This window comes from Bacillus sp. LQ16 (genome assembly GCF_057784645.1).
Window position 1 is genome coordinate 1,233,934 of record NZ_CM173491.1, and the last position, 20,288, is coordinate 1,254,221.

22 protein-coding genes, 2 pseudogenes and 1 other annotated feature are annotated in these 20,288 nt (G+C 36.0%); of the genes and pseudogenes, 16 read left to right on the forward strand and 8 right to left on the reverse strand.

Annotation, left to right across the window (positions count from 1 at the left end; genetic code table 11):
- Nucleotides 1–251: 251 nt before the first annotated feature.
- The 5 genes and pseudogenes from AC3EMB_RS06190 to AC3EMB_RS06210 all read left to right on the forward strand — a co-directional run.
- Nucleotides 252–1,136, forward strand: a pseudogene (locus AC3EMB_RS06190) (RHS repeat domain-containing protein); the annotation flags it as partial.
- Nucleotides 1,130–1,471, forward strand: coding sequence for a hypothetical protein (locus AC3EMB_RS06195; RefSeq protein WP_000241493.1), 342 nt, complete (start codon nucleotides 1,130–1,132; stop codon nucleotides 1,469–1,471). The pseudogene AC3EMB_RS06190 and the gene AC3EMB_RS06195, both read left to right, overlap by 7 nt.
- Nucleotides 1,472–1,591: 120 nt before the next feature.
- A pseudogene (locus AC3EMB_RS06200) lies at nucleotides 1,592–2,250 on the forward strand (RHS repeat domain-containing protein).
- A 9-nt stretch (nucleotides 2,251–2,259) separates the two neighbouring features.
- On the forward strand, nucleotides 2,260–2,502 hold the full coding sequence (locus tag AC3EMB_RS06205) for a hypothetical protein (protein ID WP_488517586.1): 243 nt from the start codon (nucleotides 2,260–2,262) through the stop codon (nucleotides 2,500–2,502).
- A 127-nt stretch (nucleotides 2,503–2,629) separates the two neighbouring features.
- Entirely contained in the window at nucleotides 2,630–2,893 is a 264-nt protein-coding gene (locus AC3EMB_RS06210) for a hypothetical protein (protein WP_488517587.1), read from the forward strand.
- 39 nt (nucleotides 2,894–2,932) lie between these two features.
- On the opposite strand, the gene prsA is transcribed toward AC3EMB_RS06210, so the two are convergent.
- Together prsA and AC3EMB_RS06220 are read right to left on the reverse strand one after the other, a co-directional pair.
- Nucleotides 2,933–3,790 carry a peptidylprolyl isomerase PrsA gene (prsA, locus tag AC3EMB_RS06215; protein ID WP_069355207.1) on the reverse strand — a complete coding sequence of 286 codons (858 nt, stop codon included), beginning with the start codon at nucleotides 3,788–3,790 and terminating at the stop codon, nucleotides 2,933–2,935.
- Between the two features lie 128 nt (nucleotides 3,791–3,918).
- The gene (locus AC3EMB_RS06220; protein WP_001120851.1) at nucleotides 3,919–4,050 is read right to left on the reverse strand and encodes a DUF3941 domain-containing protein; all 132 of its coding nucleotides are present in this window, start codon (nucleotides 4,048–4,050) and stop codon (nucleotides 3,919–3,921) included.
- Between the two features lie 100 nt (nucleotides 4,051–4,150).
- Here AC3EMB_RS06220 and AC3EMB_RS06225 point away from each other — a divergent pair, with 100 nt between their 5' ends.
- Nucleotides 4,151–5,008, forward strand: coding sequence for a YitT family protein (locus tag AC3EMB_RS06225; RefSeq protein WP_000364431.1), 858 nt, complete (start codon nucleotides 4,151–4,153; stop codon nucleotides 5,006–5,008).
- Nucleotides 5,009–5,033: 25 nt separating this feature from the next.
- Here the strand turns inward: AC3EMB_RS06225 and AC3EMB_RS06230 are convergent, their stop codons facing one another.
- The 3 genes from AC3EMB_RS06230 to AC3EMB_RS06240 all read right to left on the reverse strand — a co-directional run bounded on the left by AC3EMB_RS06230 (nucleotide 5,034) and on the right by AC3EMB_RS06240 (nucleotide 6,287).
- Entirely contained in the window at nucleotides 5,034–5,231 is a 198-nt protein-coding gene (locus tag AC3EMB_RS06230) for a DUF3813 domain-containing protein (protein WP_000527408.1), read from the reverse strand.
- Nucleotides 5,232–5,372 (reverse strand): hypothetical protein, encoded by a 141-nt coding sequence (locus AC3EMB_RS06235; protein WP_000516816.1) that lies wholly within the window; start codon nucleotides 5,370–5,372, stop codon nucleotides 5,232–5,234.
- Between the two features lie 105 nt (nucleotides 5,373–5,477).
- The gene (locus tag AC3EMB_RS06240; RefSeq protein ID WP_001041231.1) at nucleotides 5,478–6,287 is read right to left on the reverse strand and encodes a Cof-type HAD-IIB family hydrolase; all 810 of its coding nucleotides are present in this window, start codon (nucleotides 6,285–6,287) and stop codon (nucleotides 5,478–5,480) included.
- A 492-nt stretch (nucleotides 6,288–6,779) separates the two neighbouring features.
- Here AC3EMB_RS06240 and AC3EMB_RS06245 point away from each other — a divergent pair, with 492 nt between their 5' ends.
- Together AC3EMB_RS06245 and clpB are read left to right on the forward strand one after the other, a co-directional pair.
- Nucleotides 6,780–6,959, forward strand: a complete 180-nt coding sequence (locus AC3EMB_RS06245; protein ID WP_488517588.1) for a YjzC family protein — start codon at nucleotides 6,780–6,782, stop codon at nucleotides 6,957–6,959.
- A 210-nt stretch (nucleotides 6,960–7,169) separates the two neighbouring features.
- Nucleotides 7,170–9,770, forward strand: a complete 2,601-nt coding sequence (gene clpB, locus AC3EMB_RS06250; protein ID WP_488517589.1) for an ATP-dependent chaperone ClpB — start codon at nucleotides 7,170–7,172, stop codon at nucleotides 9,768–9,770.
- A 38-nt stretch (nucleotides 9,771–9,808) separates the two neighbouring features.
- Here clpB and AC3EMB_RS06255 read toward each other — a convergent pair whose 3' ends face one another.
- Nucleotides 9,809–9,991, reverse strand: a complete 183-nt coding sequence (locus AC3EMB_RS06255) for a YjzD family protein (protein ID WP_001211116.1) — start codon at nucleotides 9,989–9,991, stop codon at nucleotides 9,809–9,811.
- Between the two features lie 156 nt (nucleotides 9,992–10,147).
- Here AC3EMB_RS06255 and AC3EMB_RS06260 point away from each other — a divergent pair, with 156 nt between their 5' ends.
- The 7 genes from AC3EMB_RS06260 to AC3EMB_RS06290 all read left to right on the forward strand — a co-directional run bounded on the left by AC3EMB_RS06260 (nucleotide 10,148) and on the right by AC3EMB_RS06290 (nucleotide 16,394).
- Nucleotides 10,148–10,882, forward strand: a complete 735-nt coding sequence (locus AC3EMB_RS06260) for a lipase family protein (protein WP_000028712.1) — start codon at nucleotides 10,148–10,150, stop codon at nucleotides 10,880–10,882.
- A gap of 29 nt (nucleotides 10,883–10,911) precedes the next feature.
- Nucleotides 10,912–11,784 (forward strand): NAD-dependent epimerase/dehydratase family protein, encoded by an 873-nt coding sequence (locus tag AC3EMB_RS06265; protein WP_488517590.1) that lies wholly within the window; start codon nucleotides 10,912–10,914, stop codon nucleotides 11,782–11,784.
- Between the two features lie 54 nt (nucleotides 11,785–11,838).
- On the forward strand, nucleotides 11,839–12,015 hold the full coding sequence (locus AC3EMB_RS06270; protein WP_001986215.1) for a ComZ family protein: 177 nt from the start codon (nucleotides 11,839–11,841) through the stop codon (nucleotides 12,013–12,015).
- A 390-nt stretch (nucleotides 12,016–12,405) separates the two neighbouring features.
- Nucleotides 12,406–13,338, forward strand: a complete 933-nt coding sequence (fabH, locus tag AC3EMB_RS06275; RefSeq protein WP_001100533.1) for a beta-ketoacyl-ACP synthase III — start codon at nucleotides 12,406–12,408, stop codon at nucleotides 13,336–13,338.
- Nucleotides 13,339–13,369: 31 nt separating this feature from the next.
- Nucleotides 13,370–14,608, forward strand: coding sequence for a beta-ketoacyl-ACP synthase II (gene fabF / locus AC3EMB_RS06280; RefSeq protein WP_488517591.1), 1,239 nt, complete (start codon nucleotides 13,370–13,372; stop codon nucleotides 14,606–14,608).
- Between the two features lie 106 nt (nucleotides 14,609–14,714).
- Nucleotides 14,715–15,503: a DUF2268 domain-containing putative Zn-dependent protease gene (locus AC3EMB_RS06285; RefSeq protein WP_053565023.1), complete on the forward strand. Its 789-nt coding sequence runs from the start codon at nucleotides 14,715–14,717 to the stop codon at nucleotides 15,501–15,503.
- 144 nt (nucleotides 15,504–15,647) lie between these two features.
- The gene (locus AC3EMB_RS06290) at nucleotides 15,648–16,394 is read left to right on the forward strand and encodes a YjbA family protein (RefSeq protein WP_000966129.1); all 747 of its coding nucleotides are present in this window, start codon (nucleotides 15,648–15,650) and stop codon (nucleotides 16,392–16,394) included.
- 71 nt (nucleotides 16,395–16,465) lie between these two features.
- Here the strand turns inward: AC3EMB_RS06290 and trpS are convergent, their stop codons facing one another.
- A complete protein-coding gene (gene trpS / locus AC3EMB_RS06295) occupies nucleotides 16,466–17,455 on the reverse strand; it encodes a tryptophan--tRNA ligase (protein WP_063546790.1) in 990 nt (329 codons plus the stop codon).
- A 75-nt stretch (nucleotides 17,456–17,530) separates the two neighbouring features.
- Nucleotides 17,531–17,747: a binding site (T-box leader), on the reverse strand.
- 105 nt (nucleotides 17,748–17,852) lie between these two features.
- Nucleotides 17,853–18,233: a DUF3899 domain-containing protein gene (locus AC3EMB_RS06300; protein WP_001044985.1), complete on the reverse strand. Its 381-nt coding sequence runs from the start codon at nucleotides 18,231–18,233 to the stop codon at nucleotides 17,853–17,855.
- Nucleotides 18,234–18,552: 319 nt separating this feature from the next.
- Between AC3EMB_RS06300 and AC3EMB_RS06305 the strand changes: the two genes are divergently transcribed.
- Nucleotides 18,553–20,184 carry a peptide ABC transporter substrate-binding protein gene (locus AC3EMB_RS06305; RefSeq protein ID WP_053565022.1) on the forward strand — a complete coding sequence of 544 codons (1,632 nt, stop codon included), beginning with the start codon at nucleotides 18,553–18,555 and terminating at the stop codon, nucleotides 20,182–20,184.
- Nucleotides 20,185–20,288 lie beyond the last annotated feature (104 nt).

Here is a 20,288-nt window from a genome sequence, read left to right on the forward strand (position 1 = left end):
AGAGAATACATTCCGTTTACTATTACAGTAATATGGCTCGTATATATAATAGTTATAATCTTCACTCCATATTTTAACTTTTTAAGTTGGGGTATTAAAATTTTGATTTTATTCTTTTTTGCGCTGGCTGTTTGTTGCTCATTTGTGTTTTATAAAACTAGGTGATTTCTTTTATTAATAGAAATTGTGTAGTTGATTGGAAGTACGATGATAGTAAGTAGGGACATAACTTTATGTCCTTACTTATATAGGACGAGATAGATCAACTTGTTGCCTTAACGAGAAAAGGTGAAAAGAACGTAAACGGACAAGTAACCCGTTACTTCTACGATGGTGACAGCATTAACCCGCTATACGAAACAGACGGGAACGGAAAAGTCCTCCGACAATACGTTTACAACAAAGACGGCGTCCGCCTAGCAATGAAAATCCAAGGTCAATCGGTATACTACCACTACAACCCGCGCGGTGACGTAATAGCAATGACCGACAAGGATGGACAAATAGTCGCAAGCTATGAATATGATGCATGGGGGAACGTCCTAAAGAGCGAAGCGAAAGGAATCGCAGCGGACAGTCCATTTGGATATGCGGGATACATGTATGATAGAGAAGTTGGTATGTATTACTTGATTGCGAGATACTATAACCCAGATCATGGTGTGTTCTTATCGGTGGATCCAGATTCAGGTGATGAGGATGATCCAGTAACGCAGAATGGGTATACGTATGCGGATAATAATCCGGTGATGATGGTGGATCCGGATGGGGATAAGGCAAAAAAAGTTGTAAGTGGATATAAATATTGGAAAAAAGGTAAGCATGAATATTACCAAAGAAGTTATAAGCAAACTAAATTTAATTATTATTCAGGACAAATTGCGAGAGCAGTTGTCAGTTTTAATGCTGGTAATGTAGTTAAGAACATTGGTTTAAAATATATAAAAGCTCCAAGTCGACAGAAGAGTTTAGAGATAGTAGGGGGCTATTATGTTGGGGAAAAATTTATAAAGCCAGTCCCAGAACCGGGTACTAAAATTACTTTAACTTATAGAAAAAAATTGAATTCTAAACAGTGGTATTTAAAATATGACGAAGGTAAATCAAAAGGGAAATGGAAGAAAGCCAAATGGTAAAAGTGAATAATATGCTTAAAAGGTTCAGAATTATTGATTTGCTATTTATATATATAGTAGCTTATGTTTTAGTAGATCAGCCTTCGGATTTGAAAAAGATAGTCTTCTTTCTTGCTGGCATTACCATATTTATACTAGAGAAAGTTATGCTGTCTTCAAAAAAATTCAATCAATATTTAAAAAATGTCAGGGAAGGATTTATATCTGATGTACTGATAGGAGTGTTGTTTTTTTGGTATATCTTTAATGTTCTTAATATAGCTACTTTACTTGTTTTATTAATAATTTGTATTTTGAAATTCAAGGAAGATATAGATGTGCTTTTGCGTAAGTAAATAGTTTTCTCTTGAATTTATTATTGGCCTATGGATTAACACGAATGGAAACAGAGCAAATTGAAACATTAATAGATTATAAAATTAAGGGAAGAGGCGAGAAAATGTCTTCTTCCTTTTATATACACATGGAATGAAGCAGATGGCTCTGTTGCAAAGTTTTTTACAGATAGAAAGTTAGGATGGGGCATATACGTTTACAACAAAGACGGTGTCCGCCTAGCAATGAAAATACAAGATCAATCGGTATACTACCACTACAACCCGCGCGGTGACGTAATAGCAATGACCGACAAAGATGGACAAATAGTTGCAAGCTATGAATATGATTCATGGGGTAACGTAGTAAAGAACGATACGAAAGGTATCGCAGCGGACAATCCATTTGGATATGCGGGATACATGTATGATAAAGAAATCGGGATGTATTACTTGATTGCAAGATACTATCAACCAGAGCATGGTGTGTTCTTATCGGTGGATCCTGATCCGGGTGATGAAGATGACCCGATTACAATGAATGGAAATCATCTAGAAGTAACTCGAAAAAACAAATCGCAAATTTATCGCCGGGACAGCACGTTCAAAAGCAGCAAATCATAAAAAATACAGTGAAATCAGCGGTTAAAGGAGCATTTTTTGTTGGCAGTAAAGCTGTTGGGGGAATAGGGCTGATCCCGGACTTGGTAGTTTATGTAGATGGATATTATAAAGGATATAAAAAAGGGTATACGGAGTATAGACCGAAAAAAACTAATTCTAAGAAAAGAAGGAGATAGATTAGTAAAATGGAGACGATACATATAATGATTGGTATATATAATGTTGTTTTTATTGTAGCATTATTGGTGATTATGTTAAAAAGGAAAAACTATCGAGCTACAATGGTGTTAGTAGTAGGTCTCATATATACAATTCTAGTAATTTTTACCTCGTATATGTCGTTCTTGGGTTATACAATTAACGTGATAATTGTAATTTTTCTGGGGATTAGTTTTATCTTGGCTGGTATTTTTGAAAAAGAAAAGTAAAGTCTATTCGGTGTATTTCAAAACCTAAACAAATAGTTTGATTTTGAGATACACTTTTTTATTTAAAATTATTTATTCTTCTATGACGGTAATAGAACCAATCCATGAGGAAAAGGGAGTTATGATAATGAAAGATAATGTACTAGAAAAATTAATAAAACGACTTTCCGTATTATCCACTGAAAAAGAACGCGAAATATTAGCGGTGGATTTAAATGATATATATGAGAGTAGTAAAAGTTTTGAAAAATTGCTTGAAAATATTATAAACTCTCAGCAATCTAAAGAAGACTTAATAGATGCGCTAATTGAAGTGGAGATAGAATTAGATCACATCAATTGGCATTATAAAAGCTTGAAGAAAAAGTTGAAAATATTGATGAAAGATTAAAAAGCACAACCTTATGTAAAAAGATAAGGTTGTGCTTTTTTAATTTCCTTGCGGTGAAACAAGAGTAAATGTATCTTTCAAATCACCATCATTTATTTTAATATTCGCCTTTTTTAATTCCTCTTGTAATAATTTTTGGCTGAATGCAGGATCAGCAGTACGTTCTTCCTCTAAGTTTTTGCGAATAGAGTTTTTTACCTCATCGTAAGGTTTTAGATCTTTTTTATCAGTTAATTTAATAACGTGATAACCGTTTGATGATTTTACGGGATTGCTAATTTGTCCAACATTTAGTTTGTAGGCAGCGGTTTCGAATTCAGGAGCCATTGTACCTGAATTGAAGTATCCAAGGTCTCCACCTTTATCTTTTGATAGTAGATCTTGTGATTCTTGTTTTGCTAATTCTTCAAATGAAGCACCAGCATCTAGTTTACTCTTTATTTCTTTCGCTTCATTTTCGTCACTTACTAAAATGTGACTCGCTTTAATTTCTGGCTTATAGTGATCTTTTACGTCTTTTTCTGTAATGCTTTTCTTAATCGCTTCATTCATAGCAAGTTTGAACTTAATTTGATTTTTGAAATCCTCTTCATCTTTTAAACGATTGTTTTCTAATACTTTTTTGAATTGATCTCCATATTGTTTTTTTACTTTTTCTACTTCTTTATTTACCTCTTCATCAGGTACTTTATATTTTTTTGTGATGACGTCTTGTGCCATCATTTCGTATAGCATGTCTTTTCCGTAACGATCTTTCAATTGTTTTTCGAAGTCGTCCTTCGTAACAGTCGAGTCTGTTGCTGTGGCGACTGTAGCTGAGCCGTTTTTTTGTCCGCAAGCAGATAGCATCAATATACTTATTAGTGCAGTAATAATGAAAATATGTTTCCCTCTCATGCCAACACCTCATCCGAATATGTTATCGCTATTGTAGAATATAGAAGTGAACATGAAGTGAATTTTTAATGTTTTTTCCTTTAAAATGTAAAAAAGTACATCAACATAATTGTTGATGTACGATGGGATCAAAGGTGATCGGTCTTTTTAGAGTATGCACGTTTACCTTGCTGAATATTTTTTTGCTCTTGCTCATTTTTTTGTGTGCGTTTTGCATTATTATCGCGTGCTTTTTTGTCGTTATCACTCGTATGTGGCATATGTATCAACTCCATTTCTAAACGTTGTACGTTTATCATTTCCTTTTTCGTAAAGACTATGTATAGCGGTGCATTTATGAAGGGTAAAGGTGGATTCGAAATGGATTTGAAGTTGAATTATACTGAACTTATAAAGAAGTTAATCGTTGTAATCATCGCAGGTTTATTAAACGCGATTGGGATGAATTTATTTTTAACGCCAGCGAAAGTGTATGCGAGCGGCTTTGCTGGATTGTCTCAATTATTATCACAAATATTAGGTGATTTTTTATCGATTCACATATCTACGGGAGTATTGTTTAGCTTATTTAATATTCCTGTCGTTATTTTAGCGTGGAAAAAGGTTGGAAAGGCCTTCACCTTTTTTAGTTTTCTTTGTGTTATATTTATGACTTTGTTTCTAGAAATCATCCCTGTTAGAGCGGTTTCGAATGATATCATATTAAATGCGATTTTTGGCGGGATTATTTCGGCAATTGGAGTAGGGATTGCTTTAAAGTGGGGTGCTTCTACAGGTGGATTAGATATTATCGCTATGATTTTATCAAAAATAAAAGATAAGCCTGTCGGTACATACTTTTTCTTTTTTAATGCAATTATCATTATCGCTGCTGGCTATGTATATGGATGGGAAAAAGCGTTATATACGTTAGTGACTTTATATGTATCGACGAGAATTATTGATGCAATTCATACTCGTCATGTAAAGATTACAGCATTAATTGTTACGAAGAATGGGGCGGACGTAAGAAAGGCGATTCACTCGCGATTAGTAAGAGGAATTACAACGATACCAGCAACAGGTGCTTATACGAATGAAAATAAAGAAATGTTAATGATGGTTATTACCCGTTACGAGTTATACGAATTGGAAAGGATTATTAAACAAGTGGACCCAGGTGCATTTACAAATATACTGCAAACAGTTGGGGTGTTCGGATTGTTTCGGAAAGATTAAAGAGGACCGAAGTTGGTCCTCTTTTTTAATGTACATTCGTAATGTTTTGCAATTGCTCTTGCATTTCACGGAGCTGAACTTTTTCAGCAGTTGAAGAGTTTGCGTAAGCGGATTGCAAAGCATTTTTTGCTCTATATACGAGATCTTGTTGCTCAGTACCGCTTGAACAAGATACGGCATTTTCAACAGCATCTCTAGCTTGTTGGAATAGTAAGTTCCCCATTTAAACCCCTCCAAAAGAAGAGTTACTTCTTGCCTTTTCTGCCTCAGCTAATGTACCTCTGTACGGGAATCTTGCATCATGCTTCATAACAGCATCGGCTCCTTGTTGGATAAAACGCTTTGATTTGTTCTTTTTACCCATTCGAAAAACCCCCTTTATTTAGCTGAAAACAATCGACGCGATGTCTCTTGCGTCTACTTATAGTATGGACATTTGGTAGGAAACTATAAGTAGGGAATTTTTAGATTACAACCCAAGAACCTCTTCTAAATATAAAGCGATACCATCTTCTTCGTTCGTTAACGTCGTATGGTTTGCGAGTGATTTTAATTCAGGGATGGCATTCCCCATTGCGATGCCGTGACCAGCAAATTCAATCATTTCAAAATCATTATCTTCGTCACCGAAAGCGATAATTCGCTCTTGTGGAATGTTGTAATGACTAGAAATTTTTTGTAATCCAACCGCTTTATTTAATCCGCTTTTCACAATCTCAATAATCGGCCAAGGTGCGCCCCATTTTCTATGATCGATTACTTCCGCGTGCATATCCGTTAAATGTTGACGAATTGCAGTGGAATGCTCGTCATGTGCATCAATTAATAAGCAAGTTGGATGATCGTTTAAAATATTTAATAAGTCTCCCGTAAAAATCTTAGGAGAGCCGAATTCGAAAATATGTTTTTTATCTTCATCAATTTCACGAACATACACATCGTCCATTACTTCCGCGTATATATTTTTTACGCCGAAATCAAAGCAAGCTCGTACAATTTCTTGCGCTGTTGCTAGCTCAAGAGGAGAGTGATGTGTTCCCCAGCTTGAATCAAGAGGATGATGTACGTAAGCACCGTTAAAGTTTACGATAGGTGTGTTAAGAGCAAGTTCTTTATAGTAATCATAACTAGCACGGAATGGACGTCCTGTTGAAATAACAACAATATGTCCCTGTTCCTTTGCTTTTGCAATTGTATGTTTCGTTCGAGTGGAAATTATTTTGTTGTCTGTTAATAAAGTACCGTCTAAGTCTAATGCGATTAAATGTTGTTTGTTCATAATTTCACCTCTTATAATAATTTTTTTGTATCTATCTGTATTTCCGTTTTTAATATGCAGAAATAAGAGGTTAGACTCGGTGAAATCACCATAGATGGAAATTTCACTATATATCCATCTTACGTCTCAAAGTGCTGCGGTGTCTACTATTTATCGTTGGAAATTAAGAAAAGTCAACATCTTTTTAGAAAGTTCAAACAATGTTTCTTTCATTATGTACAAATTGTGAAAAGGGTTACATTGCTCGTGTGATGAGACTTATAATGAACATGTAATCTTCTCGTATATGTTTGACTCTCCTTTGAAACTAGCCTAGAGTAGGTTGGTTTCTTTTTTTTTCTACAAGTAGGAAAGAAATCCCTGCTTACGCTTGTATCATTCATATATATGTACAAGGACGAGATGTAGTACTGTTTCCTAAACATGACAGAAAACCTTTCTTTTAAAATGGATATACTAATGAGGCAAAGACGTCATGGAAGGAGAATGAAAATGGGACAAAATCGCAGGTTTCGTTCTGGACAAAAAGCGCCGAATGATGGTATTTATGTAGAAATTGGTGAAACGGGAAGTATGGTGAAAAATCCGCAAATGATACAATTAACTGCCGGTGAAAAGTTTCCAGATAATACGAATCATAACCGTCAGTGGACATATAAAAGAAAACCGTAACAGAAGCCGCAATCGTTATTGCGGCTTTTTTGTCGTTACACATTATAATTTCATTTACCGTACTTTTAAAACAATATAATGAATGCTTCCTTTTTCTTTTTCCAATAATAAGTTTGAAAATACATAGGCAAAATTATTGTATAAAAAAGTCAGTTGGCGTATAATCAAATCAAAGGTCAAAGAAAGTCAAACTTTTGGAGGGCTGTAAAGATGGACTTAAATCAAATGACAACAAAAACACAAGAGGCGATTATGAGTGCCCAATCTTTAGCGGTATCTCATCATCACCAAGAGGTGGATACTGTTCATCTATTACTTGCATTATTAGAAGAGCAAGATGGATTAGCAGTACGTATATTTCAAAAAATGAATGTTGATATAGAAGCGTTAAAGCAAGGCGCTGAAAGCTTAATTAAAAAGAAACCTTCTGTAACGGGAAGCGGTGCAGAAGTTGGAAAATTGTATGTAACGAGCGCTCTGCAACAACTGCTTGTAAGAGCAGGGAAAGAAGCAGAAAAACTGCAGGATGATTACATTTCAGTAGAACATGTATTACTTGCTTTTTCTGAAGAAAAAGGCGATATAAATCAATTATTTACAACATTGCATATTACGAAAGATAACTTATTACAGTCTTTAATGACAGTTCGGGGGAATCAAAGAGTGACTAGTCAAAATCCAGAAGCAACTTATGAAGCGTTAGAAAAATATGGCCGTGATTTAGTGGCAGAAGTGAGAGCCGGGAAAATTGATCCTGTTATCGGCCGAGATAGTGAAATTCGACGCGTTATCCGCATTCTTTCACGTAAAACGAAAAACAATCCTGTTTTAATTGGTGAGCCAGGTGTTGGTAAAACAGCAATCGTTGAAGGATTAGCACAGCGTATTGTGAAAAAGGATGTACCTGAAGGATTGAAAGATAGAACGATTTTTGCGTTAGATATGAGTGCGCTCGTAGCAGGCGCGAAATTCCGTGGTGAGTTCGAAGAGCGTCTGCAAGCTGTATTAAATGAAATTAAAAAGAGTGAAGGACGCATTTTATTATTCATTGATGAACTTCATACAATCGTTGGAGCTGGTAAAACAGAAGGTGCGATGGATGCAGGAAATATGTTAAAACCGATGCTTGCTCGTGGTGAACTGCATTGTATCGGGGCGACAACATTAGATGAATATCGTAAATATATTGAAAAAGATCCAGCACTAGAAAGACGTTTCCAACAAGTATTAGCAGAAGAACCAACTGTTGAAGATACGATTTCCATATTACGTGGATTAAAAGAACGCTTTGAAATTTATCACGGTGTAAATATTCATGACCGTGCGATTGTAGCAGCGTCAGTTTTATCAGATCGATATATTTCAGATCGCTTCTTACCGGATAAAGCGATTGACCTTGTTGATGAAGCGTGCGCAACAATTCGTACAGAAATCGATTCTATGCCGACAGAATTAGATGAAGTAACGCGTCGTATTATGCAGCTGGAAATTGAAGAAGCGGCTCTTGGAAAAGAAACGGATCGTGGTAGCCAAGAGCGTCTAAAAACATTGCAACGTGAATTATCGGATTTAAAAGAAGTTGCAAGTGGTATGAGAGCGAAATGGGAGAAAGAAAAAGAAGACATTCACAAAGTTCGTGACTTACGTGAACATTTAGAACGTCTGCGCCGTGAATTAGAAGAAGCAGAAGGTAATTACGATTTAAATAAAGCAGCCGAACTTCGTCACGGGAAAATTCCTGCAATCGAAAAAGAATTAAAAGAAGCGGAAGAAATGGGCGTGCATAATAAAGAAGAAAATCGTTTATTACGTGAGGAAGTAAGTGAAGAAGAAATTGCAGATATTGTTTCACGCTGGACTGGTATTCCTGTTGCTAAACTTGTTGAAGGCGAACGTGAGAAATTACTACGCTTAGAGCAAATCTTATCAGAGCGTGTCATCGGACAAGAGGAAGCAGTAAGCCTAGTATCAGACGCGGTTCTTCGTGCACGCGCTGGTATTAAAGACCCGAATCGTCCAATTGGTTCCTTCATTTTCTTAGGCCCTACGGGTGTTGGTAAAACAGAACTTGCAAAAACGTTAGCGCAGTCTTTATTCGATAGTGAAGAGCAAATGATTCGTATTGACATGTCTGAGTATATGGAGAAACACGCTGTGTCACGCTTAATTGGTGCGCCTCCTGGATATGTAGGATATGAAGAGGGCGGTCAATTAACAGAAGCGGTAAGACGTAAACCATATTCAGTTATTTTGTTAGACGAAATCGAAAAAGCACATCCAGAAGTATTCAACATTTTATTACAAATGTTAGATGATGGACGCATTACAGATTCACAAGGAAGAACAGTAGACTTTAAAAACACAGTTATTATTATGACTTCAAATATTGGATCTGCTCATTTACTAGAGGGATTAGAAGAAGATGGTTCGATTAAAGAGGAATCAAGAGACCTTGTAATGGGGCAATTAAGAGGACATTTCCGCCCTGAATTTTTAAACCGTGTTGATGAAATTATTTTATTCAAACCTCTTACAACGAATGAAATTAAAGGCATTGTTGATAAAATTGTAAAAGAACTACAAGGCCGTCTAGCTGACCGTCACATTACAGTAGAATTAACAGATGCAGCAAAAGAATTTGTTGTAGAAGCTGGTTTCGACCCAATGTACGGAGCTCGTCCATTAAAACGATACGTACAACGTCAAGTGGAAACGAAATTAGCAAGAGAATTAATTGCAGGAACAATTACAGACAATAGTCACGTAGTTGTTGATGTAGAAAATAACGAATTAGTCGTTCATGTGAAATGAAAATAAAAAAGAGTTCGGATAAAATCCGGACTCTTTTTTTAGTGTTGTTCTACTGGCTCGTTTGGAATTGCAGCTGAAATTGCGAGTACTAATACAGCAAGAACAACTGAGAAAATAGACGCTTGGTTAAAGTCGTATGTACCGCCAGTCATAGAGCCGATTACATAGCTCATCATATGTACAAGTAAGAACGACCAAATTAATGCCCAAATGAAACGCATATTTTACACCTCTATTCGTTCAATCTGTCCTTATTGTAACACAATTGAAAAAAGAATATAGAAAAATATTTGTAGATTTTTCAACGCAAATTTGCATTCCGTTCATACATTATAAAAGAGTGGTTTTATATGTTTAGAAAATAAGGCGGGGGAAAAATGAGTATTACGGAACGTTTTTTTTACTTAGAAAAAGAACCATGTGTCATTTATTTACCGGAGAAGCCAAATGGATTTTCTGTTATGCTCCTCGGTGATTATAACTACTTTATTGAGAATGGTACAAGTTTATGGACACAGCATGCGGGTAGATCTTATTTTTTACATGGCCTTATTGAGCAAGGCTACACGGTCTTTTCCTCTAATTTATACGGAAGACATTGGGGAAACGACCAATCTGTTCGTCTAGCGAAACGTTTATATGACGTTGTGTTGAGAAAAGAGACATTGAATGCGAAAATGCACATTATGGCAGATGGTATGGGAGCACTTGTAGCACTCGAAATGATGAACAAATACCCTGAGTGTATACGCTCTGTCATTATGTTAAATCCGTGTTTAGATTTACCAGAATATGTGGAGTTTGAGAAAGAGCATAAGTTTTTTTACAAGAGACTCGTGAAGGAATTAAGTTTGGCGTATGATGCCAAAGAAGAAGAATTAGAATCAAAAATAAATAAGAAATCATTTACGCTTCTTCCATCTTGTGTACCTGTTAAAATTTTCGTATCAACACAAGAAAAAAGAGGAAGAAAACAGCAGTTGCGTAGATATGAGAAAATGAGGCAACTAAATCAATGTGATACTTCTGTCTTGTTCCATCTGCAAGATGTGAAATATAAAATGGTTAGGCAAACGACCGATTTCTTTAAAAAATATGAAGAAGAATTATGAAGCTCCCATATACATAAATGAGGAGCTATTTGTTTCAGAGGGAAAGGGTTGGTGGTATGGAACGCGTGCTAATTGTAGGTGCACTTACGTTTGTAGGTTATCACCTTGTAAATAAAATGATTGCAGAAGAAGTGGAAGTATATGGTCTTGATTTTGATGAATTTGATAGTATGACGAAAATTAATGAAGAGAAGTTATTATTAATTGGGCGAAATGCATTATTTACGTATTATTCGATAAGAGATGAAGATGGATGGAGATCGGTTGAGGAAGAGAGATTCGATACTGTTTACTTTTGCTTATATGAGCCAAATCAGCAAAGTGGATTTCGGAATGAAAGAGTCATATTACAATATTTAAAGCGAATTATAAGAATGTGTGAAGAACAAAAAGTGAAGTTAAATTTAATTTCTTCTATTGAAGTAGGCAGTACGGATGAATCCGAAAATAAGCGACTATTTTTGAAAGTAGAAGAAGGATTGAAAAAAGGGAATTTACAATATAGTGTATTTCGAGTTCCAACATTATATGGACCGTGGCAACCATCCTTTATGATGTATCATCAGCTCATTTTATCAGAATTAGACGAGAAAGAGTGCCGTTGTACGAGTGAGGAAAAAGGAAGTGATTTGCTTTACATTGAAGATGTATGTGAATACTTATGGGAAAATGGAACGAACGGGGCGCATCTTGGTATATACAATTTACTTAGTGGTAAACAGTCATTATGGGAAAAAGGTATGAATCTTTTACGCGCGGATGATAAAGTAAATAAAAATAATAACGAAGTAAGAGATGAGGCTATCGAGGTAATTTCAATAAAAAGAAATACTCCGTTAGAATACGGTTTAAATAAGCAACTGGCACACATGAAAAAATATAAAGAGTTATACGAAGGGTAGTACGCGTGTTACACTATTGTATGTGAAAGTTTTAATGGAGAGGAAGAGCATAATATGAACGAAAAAAGCATGCAGTTTTTACAAATCGCAATGAAGCATTTACCGGAAGCAAAGGCAATTTTAGATGATAATGGAATTGCACTTGATATGGAGAAAGCACAGCCGGTGTTAGAGTTGTTAATGAAAGTTATGAACGAAGCTTATGAGCTTGGGAAAGCAGATAAAGAATAAAAAGCATCTTTTTAAGATGGAAGAGAGGCCCGAACCGTGGATAGAAGCGGTCAGGGCCTTTTTTATTCTCGCCTGGGGGAAAACCAGAGATATGAATAGGATAAAGGAAAAGTAGTGAAGAGAACTCTCTAGTTTAGAAGAAAAGCAGATAAAGAATAAAATTCTTCTTTTTTGATGGAGGAGAGGCTCGAATCGTGAGTAGAAGCGGTTCGGGCCTTTTTATTTGGAATGAAACACGAAAAGGTATGATTCTGTTTCTTTTAATGAAAAATAAAGTGGATAATGCGTTAGCTTTCTGTTTTATGCGAAATATATTCTAGACAAAAATACATTTATGTTTTAAAATTAGTACCAAGTCATAATAATTGATATAAAACGGAGGGCTGCGATGTGAACGTGGGCATTTTAGGGATCGGAAGATATGTGCCAGAAAAAGTAGTCACAAATCACGATTTAGAAAAAATAATGGATACATCCGATGAATGGATTCGTACGAGAACGGGAATTGCAGAAAGACGCATTGCCGATGATACAATAGATACTTCATATATGGCCGTAGAGGCTGCAAAAAAAGCACTTGAAGATGCAGGGGTTAGCGGAGAAGATATCGATCTTATTTTAGTGGCGACAGTAACACCAGATCGTGCGTTTCCAGCAGTGGCTTGTGTCATTCAAGAAGCGATTGGAGCGAAACATGCAGCTGCAATGGATGTAGGTGCAGCATGCGCTGGTTTTATGTACGGAATGATTACAGCGCAGCAATTTATTCAAACGGGGACTTATAAAAACGTATTAGTAGTTGGTAGTGATAAGCTATCTAAAATTGTAGACTGGAATGATCGAAATACAGCGGTATTATTTGGAGACGGAGCCGGTGCTATCGTAATGGGAGCAGTTTCAGAAGGAAGAGGCGTTCTATCTTTCGAATTAGGAGCAGACGGAAGCGGCGGTAAGCATCTATATCAAGACGAGTATGTTATGATGAATGGCAGAGAAGTCTTTAAATTTGCCGTTCGTCAACTTGGTGAATCTTGTCTTCGTGTTTTAGATAAAGCTGGTCTTACGAAAGAAGATGTGGATTTCTTAGTACCGCATCAAGCAAACATTCGTATTATGGAATCTGCAAGAGAGAGGTTAAATTTACCACAAGAAAAAATGAGTATGACAATTGAGAAGTTCGGTAATACATCAGCTTCTTCAATTCCGATTGCAATGGTAGAGGAATTGCAAAACGGACGTATTCAAGACGGTGATTTAATTATACTTGTTGGTTTTGGCGGCGGATTAACATGGGGAGCAGTTGCTCTTCGTTGGGGTAAATAAGGACTGAGAGAAAAAAAGGAGTGTATTTTGTATGGAAAAAAAGAGGGTCGTAATTACAGGACTAGGAGCTGTTACACCGGTCGGAACAGATGTTGAAACAGCATGGGAAAACATTAAAAAGGGTGTATCTGGAATCGGGCGACTTACAAGAATTGATCCAGAACTATTTCCAGCAAAAGTAGCAGCGGAAATTAACGACTTTGAAGTCGAGAAATATATTGATAAAAAAGAAGCGCGCCGTATGGATCGCTTTACACAATATGCAGTAGCAGCAGCGAAAATGGCAGTTGCAGATGCAAAGCTTGAAATTACAGAAGAAAACGGACCTCGAATTGGTGTATGGATTGGATCTGGTATTGGCGGTATGGAAACATACGAAGAACAATTTAAGATTTTTACTGAGAAAGGCCCACGCCGCGTGAGCCCATTCTTCGTGCCGATGATGATTCCAGATATGGCAGCAGGTCAAGTATCAATCGCAACAGGAGCAAAAGGAATTAACACTTGTTCTGTAACGGCTTGTGCATCTGGTGCAAACTCAATTGGTGATGCATTTAAAGCAATTCAGCGTGGTGATGCTGATGCAATGATTACAGGCGGAGCAGAAGCACCGCTAACAAGTATGGCATTCGCAGGATTTAGCTCAGCGAAAGCATTAACATTTAATGAAGACCCAGCAACGGCTTGCCGTCCATTTGATAAAAACCGTAGCGGTTTCGTAATGGGTGAAGGCTCAGGTATTCTAATTCTTGAAGAATTAGAGCACGCATTAGCGCGCGGTGCTCAAATTTACGCGGAAATCGCTGGTTACGGTGCAACTGGTGATGCATTCCATATTACAATGCCTGCTCCTGGTGGTGAAGGCGGAGTGCGTGCAATGCGTCAAGCTTTAGCTGATGCAGGCCTACAGCCAGAAGATATTGATTACATTAATGCGCATGGTACAAGTACGGATGCGAATGAAAAATATGAAACGATGGCAATTAAAGAAACTTTCGGTGAGCACGCGTATAAAGTAGCAATTAGCTCAACGAAATCAATGACAGGTCACTTATTAGGAGCAGCTGGTGCTGTTGAAGCGATTTTCTCTATTAAATCAATTACAGACGGAGTAATTCCTCCAACAATTAACTATGAGACACCAGATCCAGAATGTGACTTAGATTACGTACCGAATCAAGCGAGACATCAAGAAGTAAATGCAGTATTAAGTAACTCATTAGGATTCGGTGGTCATAACGCAGTGTTAGTATTTAAATCGTATAAATAATAGATAAAATAAGGAGTTTTTCCGCATTATATTGCGAAAAAACTCCTTATTTATTTTTACGTCTTTTTCTCCTGTAGCATATACATAAGAAAAAGGAGGGATAAAGATGGGGATTGTTGAAACAGCTGAATGGCTACATTTATATTATGGACGGCCAGAAAAACTTTGTGAGAAATTTACGAAGTATATTCCGTTGCCAAAAGAAAGGTTGTATCGCTTTTTAATTTCAAAAGGGATGTATCGCCCGATCATGCGCGGGGAAAAGGAAATTAAAGAATTAGAGGAAAAGGAAATATGGAAAGAGTTGAGCCTGGAGTATGATAAATTGAAAAATTGGTTGAAAGGTCCGGATGTCCCTGTCTTTATTTTATTATCAGATTCCTATAATCGAACTGTGCAAGAAGAGTATAACGGTAGGGCTGGATTATCTATGCGTCATGTTATTTTCTTATTCGTATGTGGACGGAATTCGGTAGAAGAATTAAAAGTGTTATTGGCGCATGAATACCATCACATATGCAGGTTACATCAAATTGAGACGAAAGAAACAGAATATACATTACTTGATACAATGATTATGGAAGGGCTAGCTGAGCAAGCAGTGACGGAAAGATATTCAGAAAAAAACAATGCACCGTGGACGGCGTATCTTTCAAAAGAAGAGGCTATTTATTATTGGAAAAATGTTGTACATGAAAGAATAAGTATAAAACGAGGAACAAGGGAACATGACATCTTATTAAATGGCTTTCACTCTTATCCGAAGATGCTTGGCTATGCGCTTGGATTTCATATTGTCAAAGATTGTGTAACTTTGGAAGGAGAAGATACACTTTCTTTATTATCTATAGATGCAAAAGAAATATTGAATAAAGCAAATACATTTCATATATAAAAAAACAGGGGCTCTATTTCCTGTTTTTTTTAGTATTAATAGAAGAAAAAATAATAATTAGAATATATTTCCTCAAGTGGAATAAAGTTAAGCAAAAATGAACATAATGATTGGTACAAACAGTAGTGAAGTGAGGGGTAGTGAATGTTATATCTACATGATGTATGGGTAAATTGGTTTGAAGGTGAAGAGAATGGGTATAACGTTTGTCATTTTTACGAATGGCGGAAAGATGATACGATTGAGCTATTAGATCAAGTGCCATTATTAAAAGTAGATGCCACATTATATCATTACATCGAGAACGAATTGTTAGAGCTTCCGCAAAAAATGCTGGAAGACGTACATCATAAGGCTTATATTCGTAAAAATCATGAACGTTTGCAGCAAGAGTATTGCTTTGTTGTTACAGATGGAAAAGGGATTATTGCGATTGACACAATTGGTTACAATGTACCAATTCGCAAAAGCAGACTTATACCACGCCAAGAGCAGATGGTATATGAGATGGTAGAAAACGTACAAGCAGAAAAGTATGAGTTCCAAGTAGAAGAAACAGAAAAAGAACACCACATTTTATCACCATCGCCTTTCATTATGAATGGCTTGACTCGTAAAGAAAGACAGCTGAAACAATTATTATTTATGGCGTTAGATCAATTACATACAACGAAAAATACAGCGGAGATTCGCTATTGGTACACAGAGTGGGATCCATCAGCATATGGAACGGTTCAACATATGGAGTTCGAGGATATTTGGGCTAGACTGTATGATGAAGCGAAAGCTGGCTGGTCTGAGAAACATGAACAATTATGCGAGCGTCTCGTAAAAGGACAGCCATTTTTTGAAAAGTTATGGGAAATGGAAAATGAGCAAAAGGTAAATTAAAAAACCGCCAATTGGCGGTTTTTTAATTTTGTAGTAATCTAGCTCCGGCTCCTAGCCCTTCGCTTTATATGTTACCTACGTTTTCTACTTAACCCCATTGCATTTTCTACTTTGCGTAGTTGTTTGAATGCAACGCGGTTTGCTTTTTCTGCACCTTTGTCTAGAATTTCGTCTAGTTCTGGTGAGTTGATTAGTTCGTTATATTTGTCTTGGATTGGACGAATTGCTTCTACGACTACTTGCGCTAGGTCGCCTTTGAAGTCGCCGTATCCTTTTCCTTCGTACATTGCTTCAATTTCTTCAACTGTTTTTCCAGAGAATGAAGAGTAGATTGTTAATAAGTTAGAGATACCAGGTTTGTTTTCTTTATCAAATTTCACAATACCTTCAGAGTCAGTAACAGCACTCTTAATTTTCTTTTCAATTGTTTTTGGCTCATCAAGCATACTAATCATTGATTTTGGATTCGGATCAGATTTGCTCATTTTTTTCGTAGGTTCTGTTAATGACATAACGCGAGCTCCTACTTTTGGAATACGAATTTCAGGCATTGTAAAGATTTCACGGTAACGTTTGTTGAAACGCTCTGCTAGGTCACGTGTTAATTCGATATGTTGCTTTTGATCATCACCAACCGGCACGATTTCAGTATTGTAAAGTAAAATATCAGCAGCCATTAATGGTGGATACGTAAGTAATCCAGCTGGAACTGAATCTCTACCAGAAGCTTTATCTTTATATTGCGTCATACGCTCTAATTCTCCAACGTAAGCAACAGATTGCATGATCCAACCTAGTTGAGCGTGTGCTGGTACTTCTGATTGTACAAATAAAGTAGCTTTTTCAGGGTCAATGCCACATGCCACATAAAGTGCAGCAAGACTGCGGATGTTTTTACGAAGTTGTACGGGATCTTGAGGTACTGTAATCGCATGTTGGTTTACAATACAGAAATAACAGTCGTGTTCATTTTGAAGCTCTGTAAACTGCTTCATGGCTCCTAAATAGTTTCCAAGTGTAATCGTTCCACTTGGCTGAATACCAGAAAAGATAACTGACATAAGTAATTCCTCCTAAAATTGAATGCGTGATGGGGGAAGAGAAGGCAAACAAAAAAGCCCATTCATCCCAAAAACTATAGGGACGAATGGACCGCGGTACCACCCTAATTATTTCACTACTGTGAAATCTCTCTAATCCATAATAACGTTTGGATATAACGCCAAAGCCTACTACTTTCGGTTCGGTTTGGTGCTCAAAAGCCCATTCCATACTGTACAATTACTTGTTCACACCGACCACAAGCTCTCTGAAATTGCCTCAATATGTACTCTTCTTTATCATCGCATACATATAAATTTATTTATTGTTACTTGAGCTCTTTTAATATGAAAGAACTAAAGTTTTATAACAAAATGTTTTGCTGATTATTATATCATATGGGATAGTGTTTGCAAACTACATCAAAATAGTAAAGCTAATAAGGGTCGAGAACAACCCAAGAACGATACCTGTAATACAAATTGGATATGTCCATTTGAATGAATATGTTTTATAAATACGTTCTTTCTTATCTGTAGGTTCCTCGACTTCTTCAATTAAAGAGTCAATCTTTTTATTCGTACCAAATACTCTTTGGAATGCGTAAATGGTTACATTGAAAAAACCATTTTGAAATATGTATAAAAAACCGCCGATAAGAATAAAAAACAGTGCAATATAAAACAAGATGTTGACAAAATTCAACAAAAATTGCGATGAAATGAGGAATGCGCCAATACTAGAAGCGATTATCGCTATGAAAATTAGTATACAAGTATGAAAAAAAACTTTATTCAAAATGTTCCCCCCCGTCAAAATATTACTAGAATTATTATACTATAAAAGCTATAATATGTACTAGAATTAATTTTTTGAAAATTATACGCAATTAAAGGTCTGATTTCAAGATGATGGTATCAATGTTAACGTATCCCTTTACAAAAAAATAAAAATATAAACATTTTATTAAAAATTTTAACAAAAAAACAAAAAACTATATTCACAATTGTTATATTATATGTATAATGAAAATTGTAGAAACTTGGAGATTATTCTTTCAATTCTACTTTTTAACAAGTGAGGGTACAGGAAGTGCAAGTAGGGGAGGCAACACAACATGAAGAAAAAGATACCGTTATTAGTTGCATCGACGTTGACAGTCAGTATGCTAGGGGCTTGTAGTTACCAAAAAGAGGACAATAAAGCAGGCGCAAAAGAAAAATCCTCAAACAAACAAGTGTTAAATTTAACCGAAACAGCTGAAATTCCAACTATGGATACGACATTATCAACAGATGCAACATCTTCTAACATCATGAATAATACAATGGAGGGATTATATCGTCTGGGGAAAGATGATAAACTTGTTCCAGGTGTCGCAAAATCTTATGAGAAATCAGAGGATGGCAAAAAGTATGTATTTAAATTACGTGAAGATGCGAAATGGTCTAATGGTGAACCTGTAACAGCGAAAGACTTCGTTTATTCTTGGAGAAGAGCTGTAGATTCAAATACGGGTGCCAAGTTTGCTTACATACTATTTGATGTTAAAAATGCGGAGAAAGTTAACAAAAAAGAATTACCAATTGAAGAACTTGGTGTAAAGGCAATTGATGATCATACACTTGAAGTGGAATTAGATAACCCTGTTCCTTATTTTGTAAGTTTAACAGTCTATCCAACATTGTATCCTTTGAATGAGAAGTTTGTAACAGAACAAGGAGCAAAATTTGGATTAGAATCCAATACGACACTTTATAATGGTCCATTCGTATTAAATGAATGGAAGCATGAACAAAGCTTCCAACTTAAGAAAAATCCAACGTATTGGGAAAATAAAGAAGTAAAACTTGAAGAAATAAACTTCAATATTGTTAAGGATCGTTCAACTGCTATAAATTTATATGAAACGAAAGCAATTGATCGTGTAGTGTTAACATCAGAGTTTGTAGATAAATACAAATCAGATGCTGATTTCAAAACGATTAAGAGGCCATCTACACAATTTATTCGCTTAAATGAAAAGAATAAATTTTTAGCAAATAAAAATATCCGAAAAGCAATTGCAATGTCCTTTGAACGTGAAAATATCGGAAAAGTTATCTTAAACGATGGTTCAGAGGGGATATATGGTTTTGTTCCGAAAGGCTTAGCAAAAGGTCCGAATGGAAAAGACTTCCGTGAAGAGAACGGAAAGCTTATAAAAGAGGATATTAAAGAAGCTCAAAAATATTGGGAAGCTGGTAAAAAAGAACTTGGTGTAGAGAAAGTAGAGTTAGAGCTATTAAACTTTGATACTGATGATGCTAAAAAAATCGGAGAGTATTTAAAAGGCCAATTTGAAAAGAACTTACCAGGTCTAACAGTTCCGACAAAAATGCAGCCATTTGCACAAAAATTAAAACTTGAAGCAAGTGGAGATTATGCGATGTCGTATGCAGGATGGAGTCCAGATTATATGGATCCAATGTCATTCCTTGAAATGTATACAACAGGTAATGCGCAAAACAAAGTAAATTACGCAAATTCAGCGTATGATGATTTAATTAAAAAAGCAAAAACAGAAGTTGATGTACAAGCTCGCTGGGATGCACTATTAAAAGCGGAAAAACAACTGCTTGAAGATGCTGCGATTGCTCCAGTATATCAACCTGGAAAAGCATATTTACAACGTGGCTCAATTACTGGCCTATTAGAACATAAATATGGCGGAGAATTTAGCTATAAGTGGGTTGAACTCAAAAATTAAAAATGGTTTCCATCATGAATAAGGGTATATGCCTATGATGGGCATATGCTCTTATTTTAAAAAAATAAAAGTAAGAATATTTTAAACTATCTTATTGCTTTTGA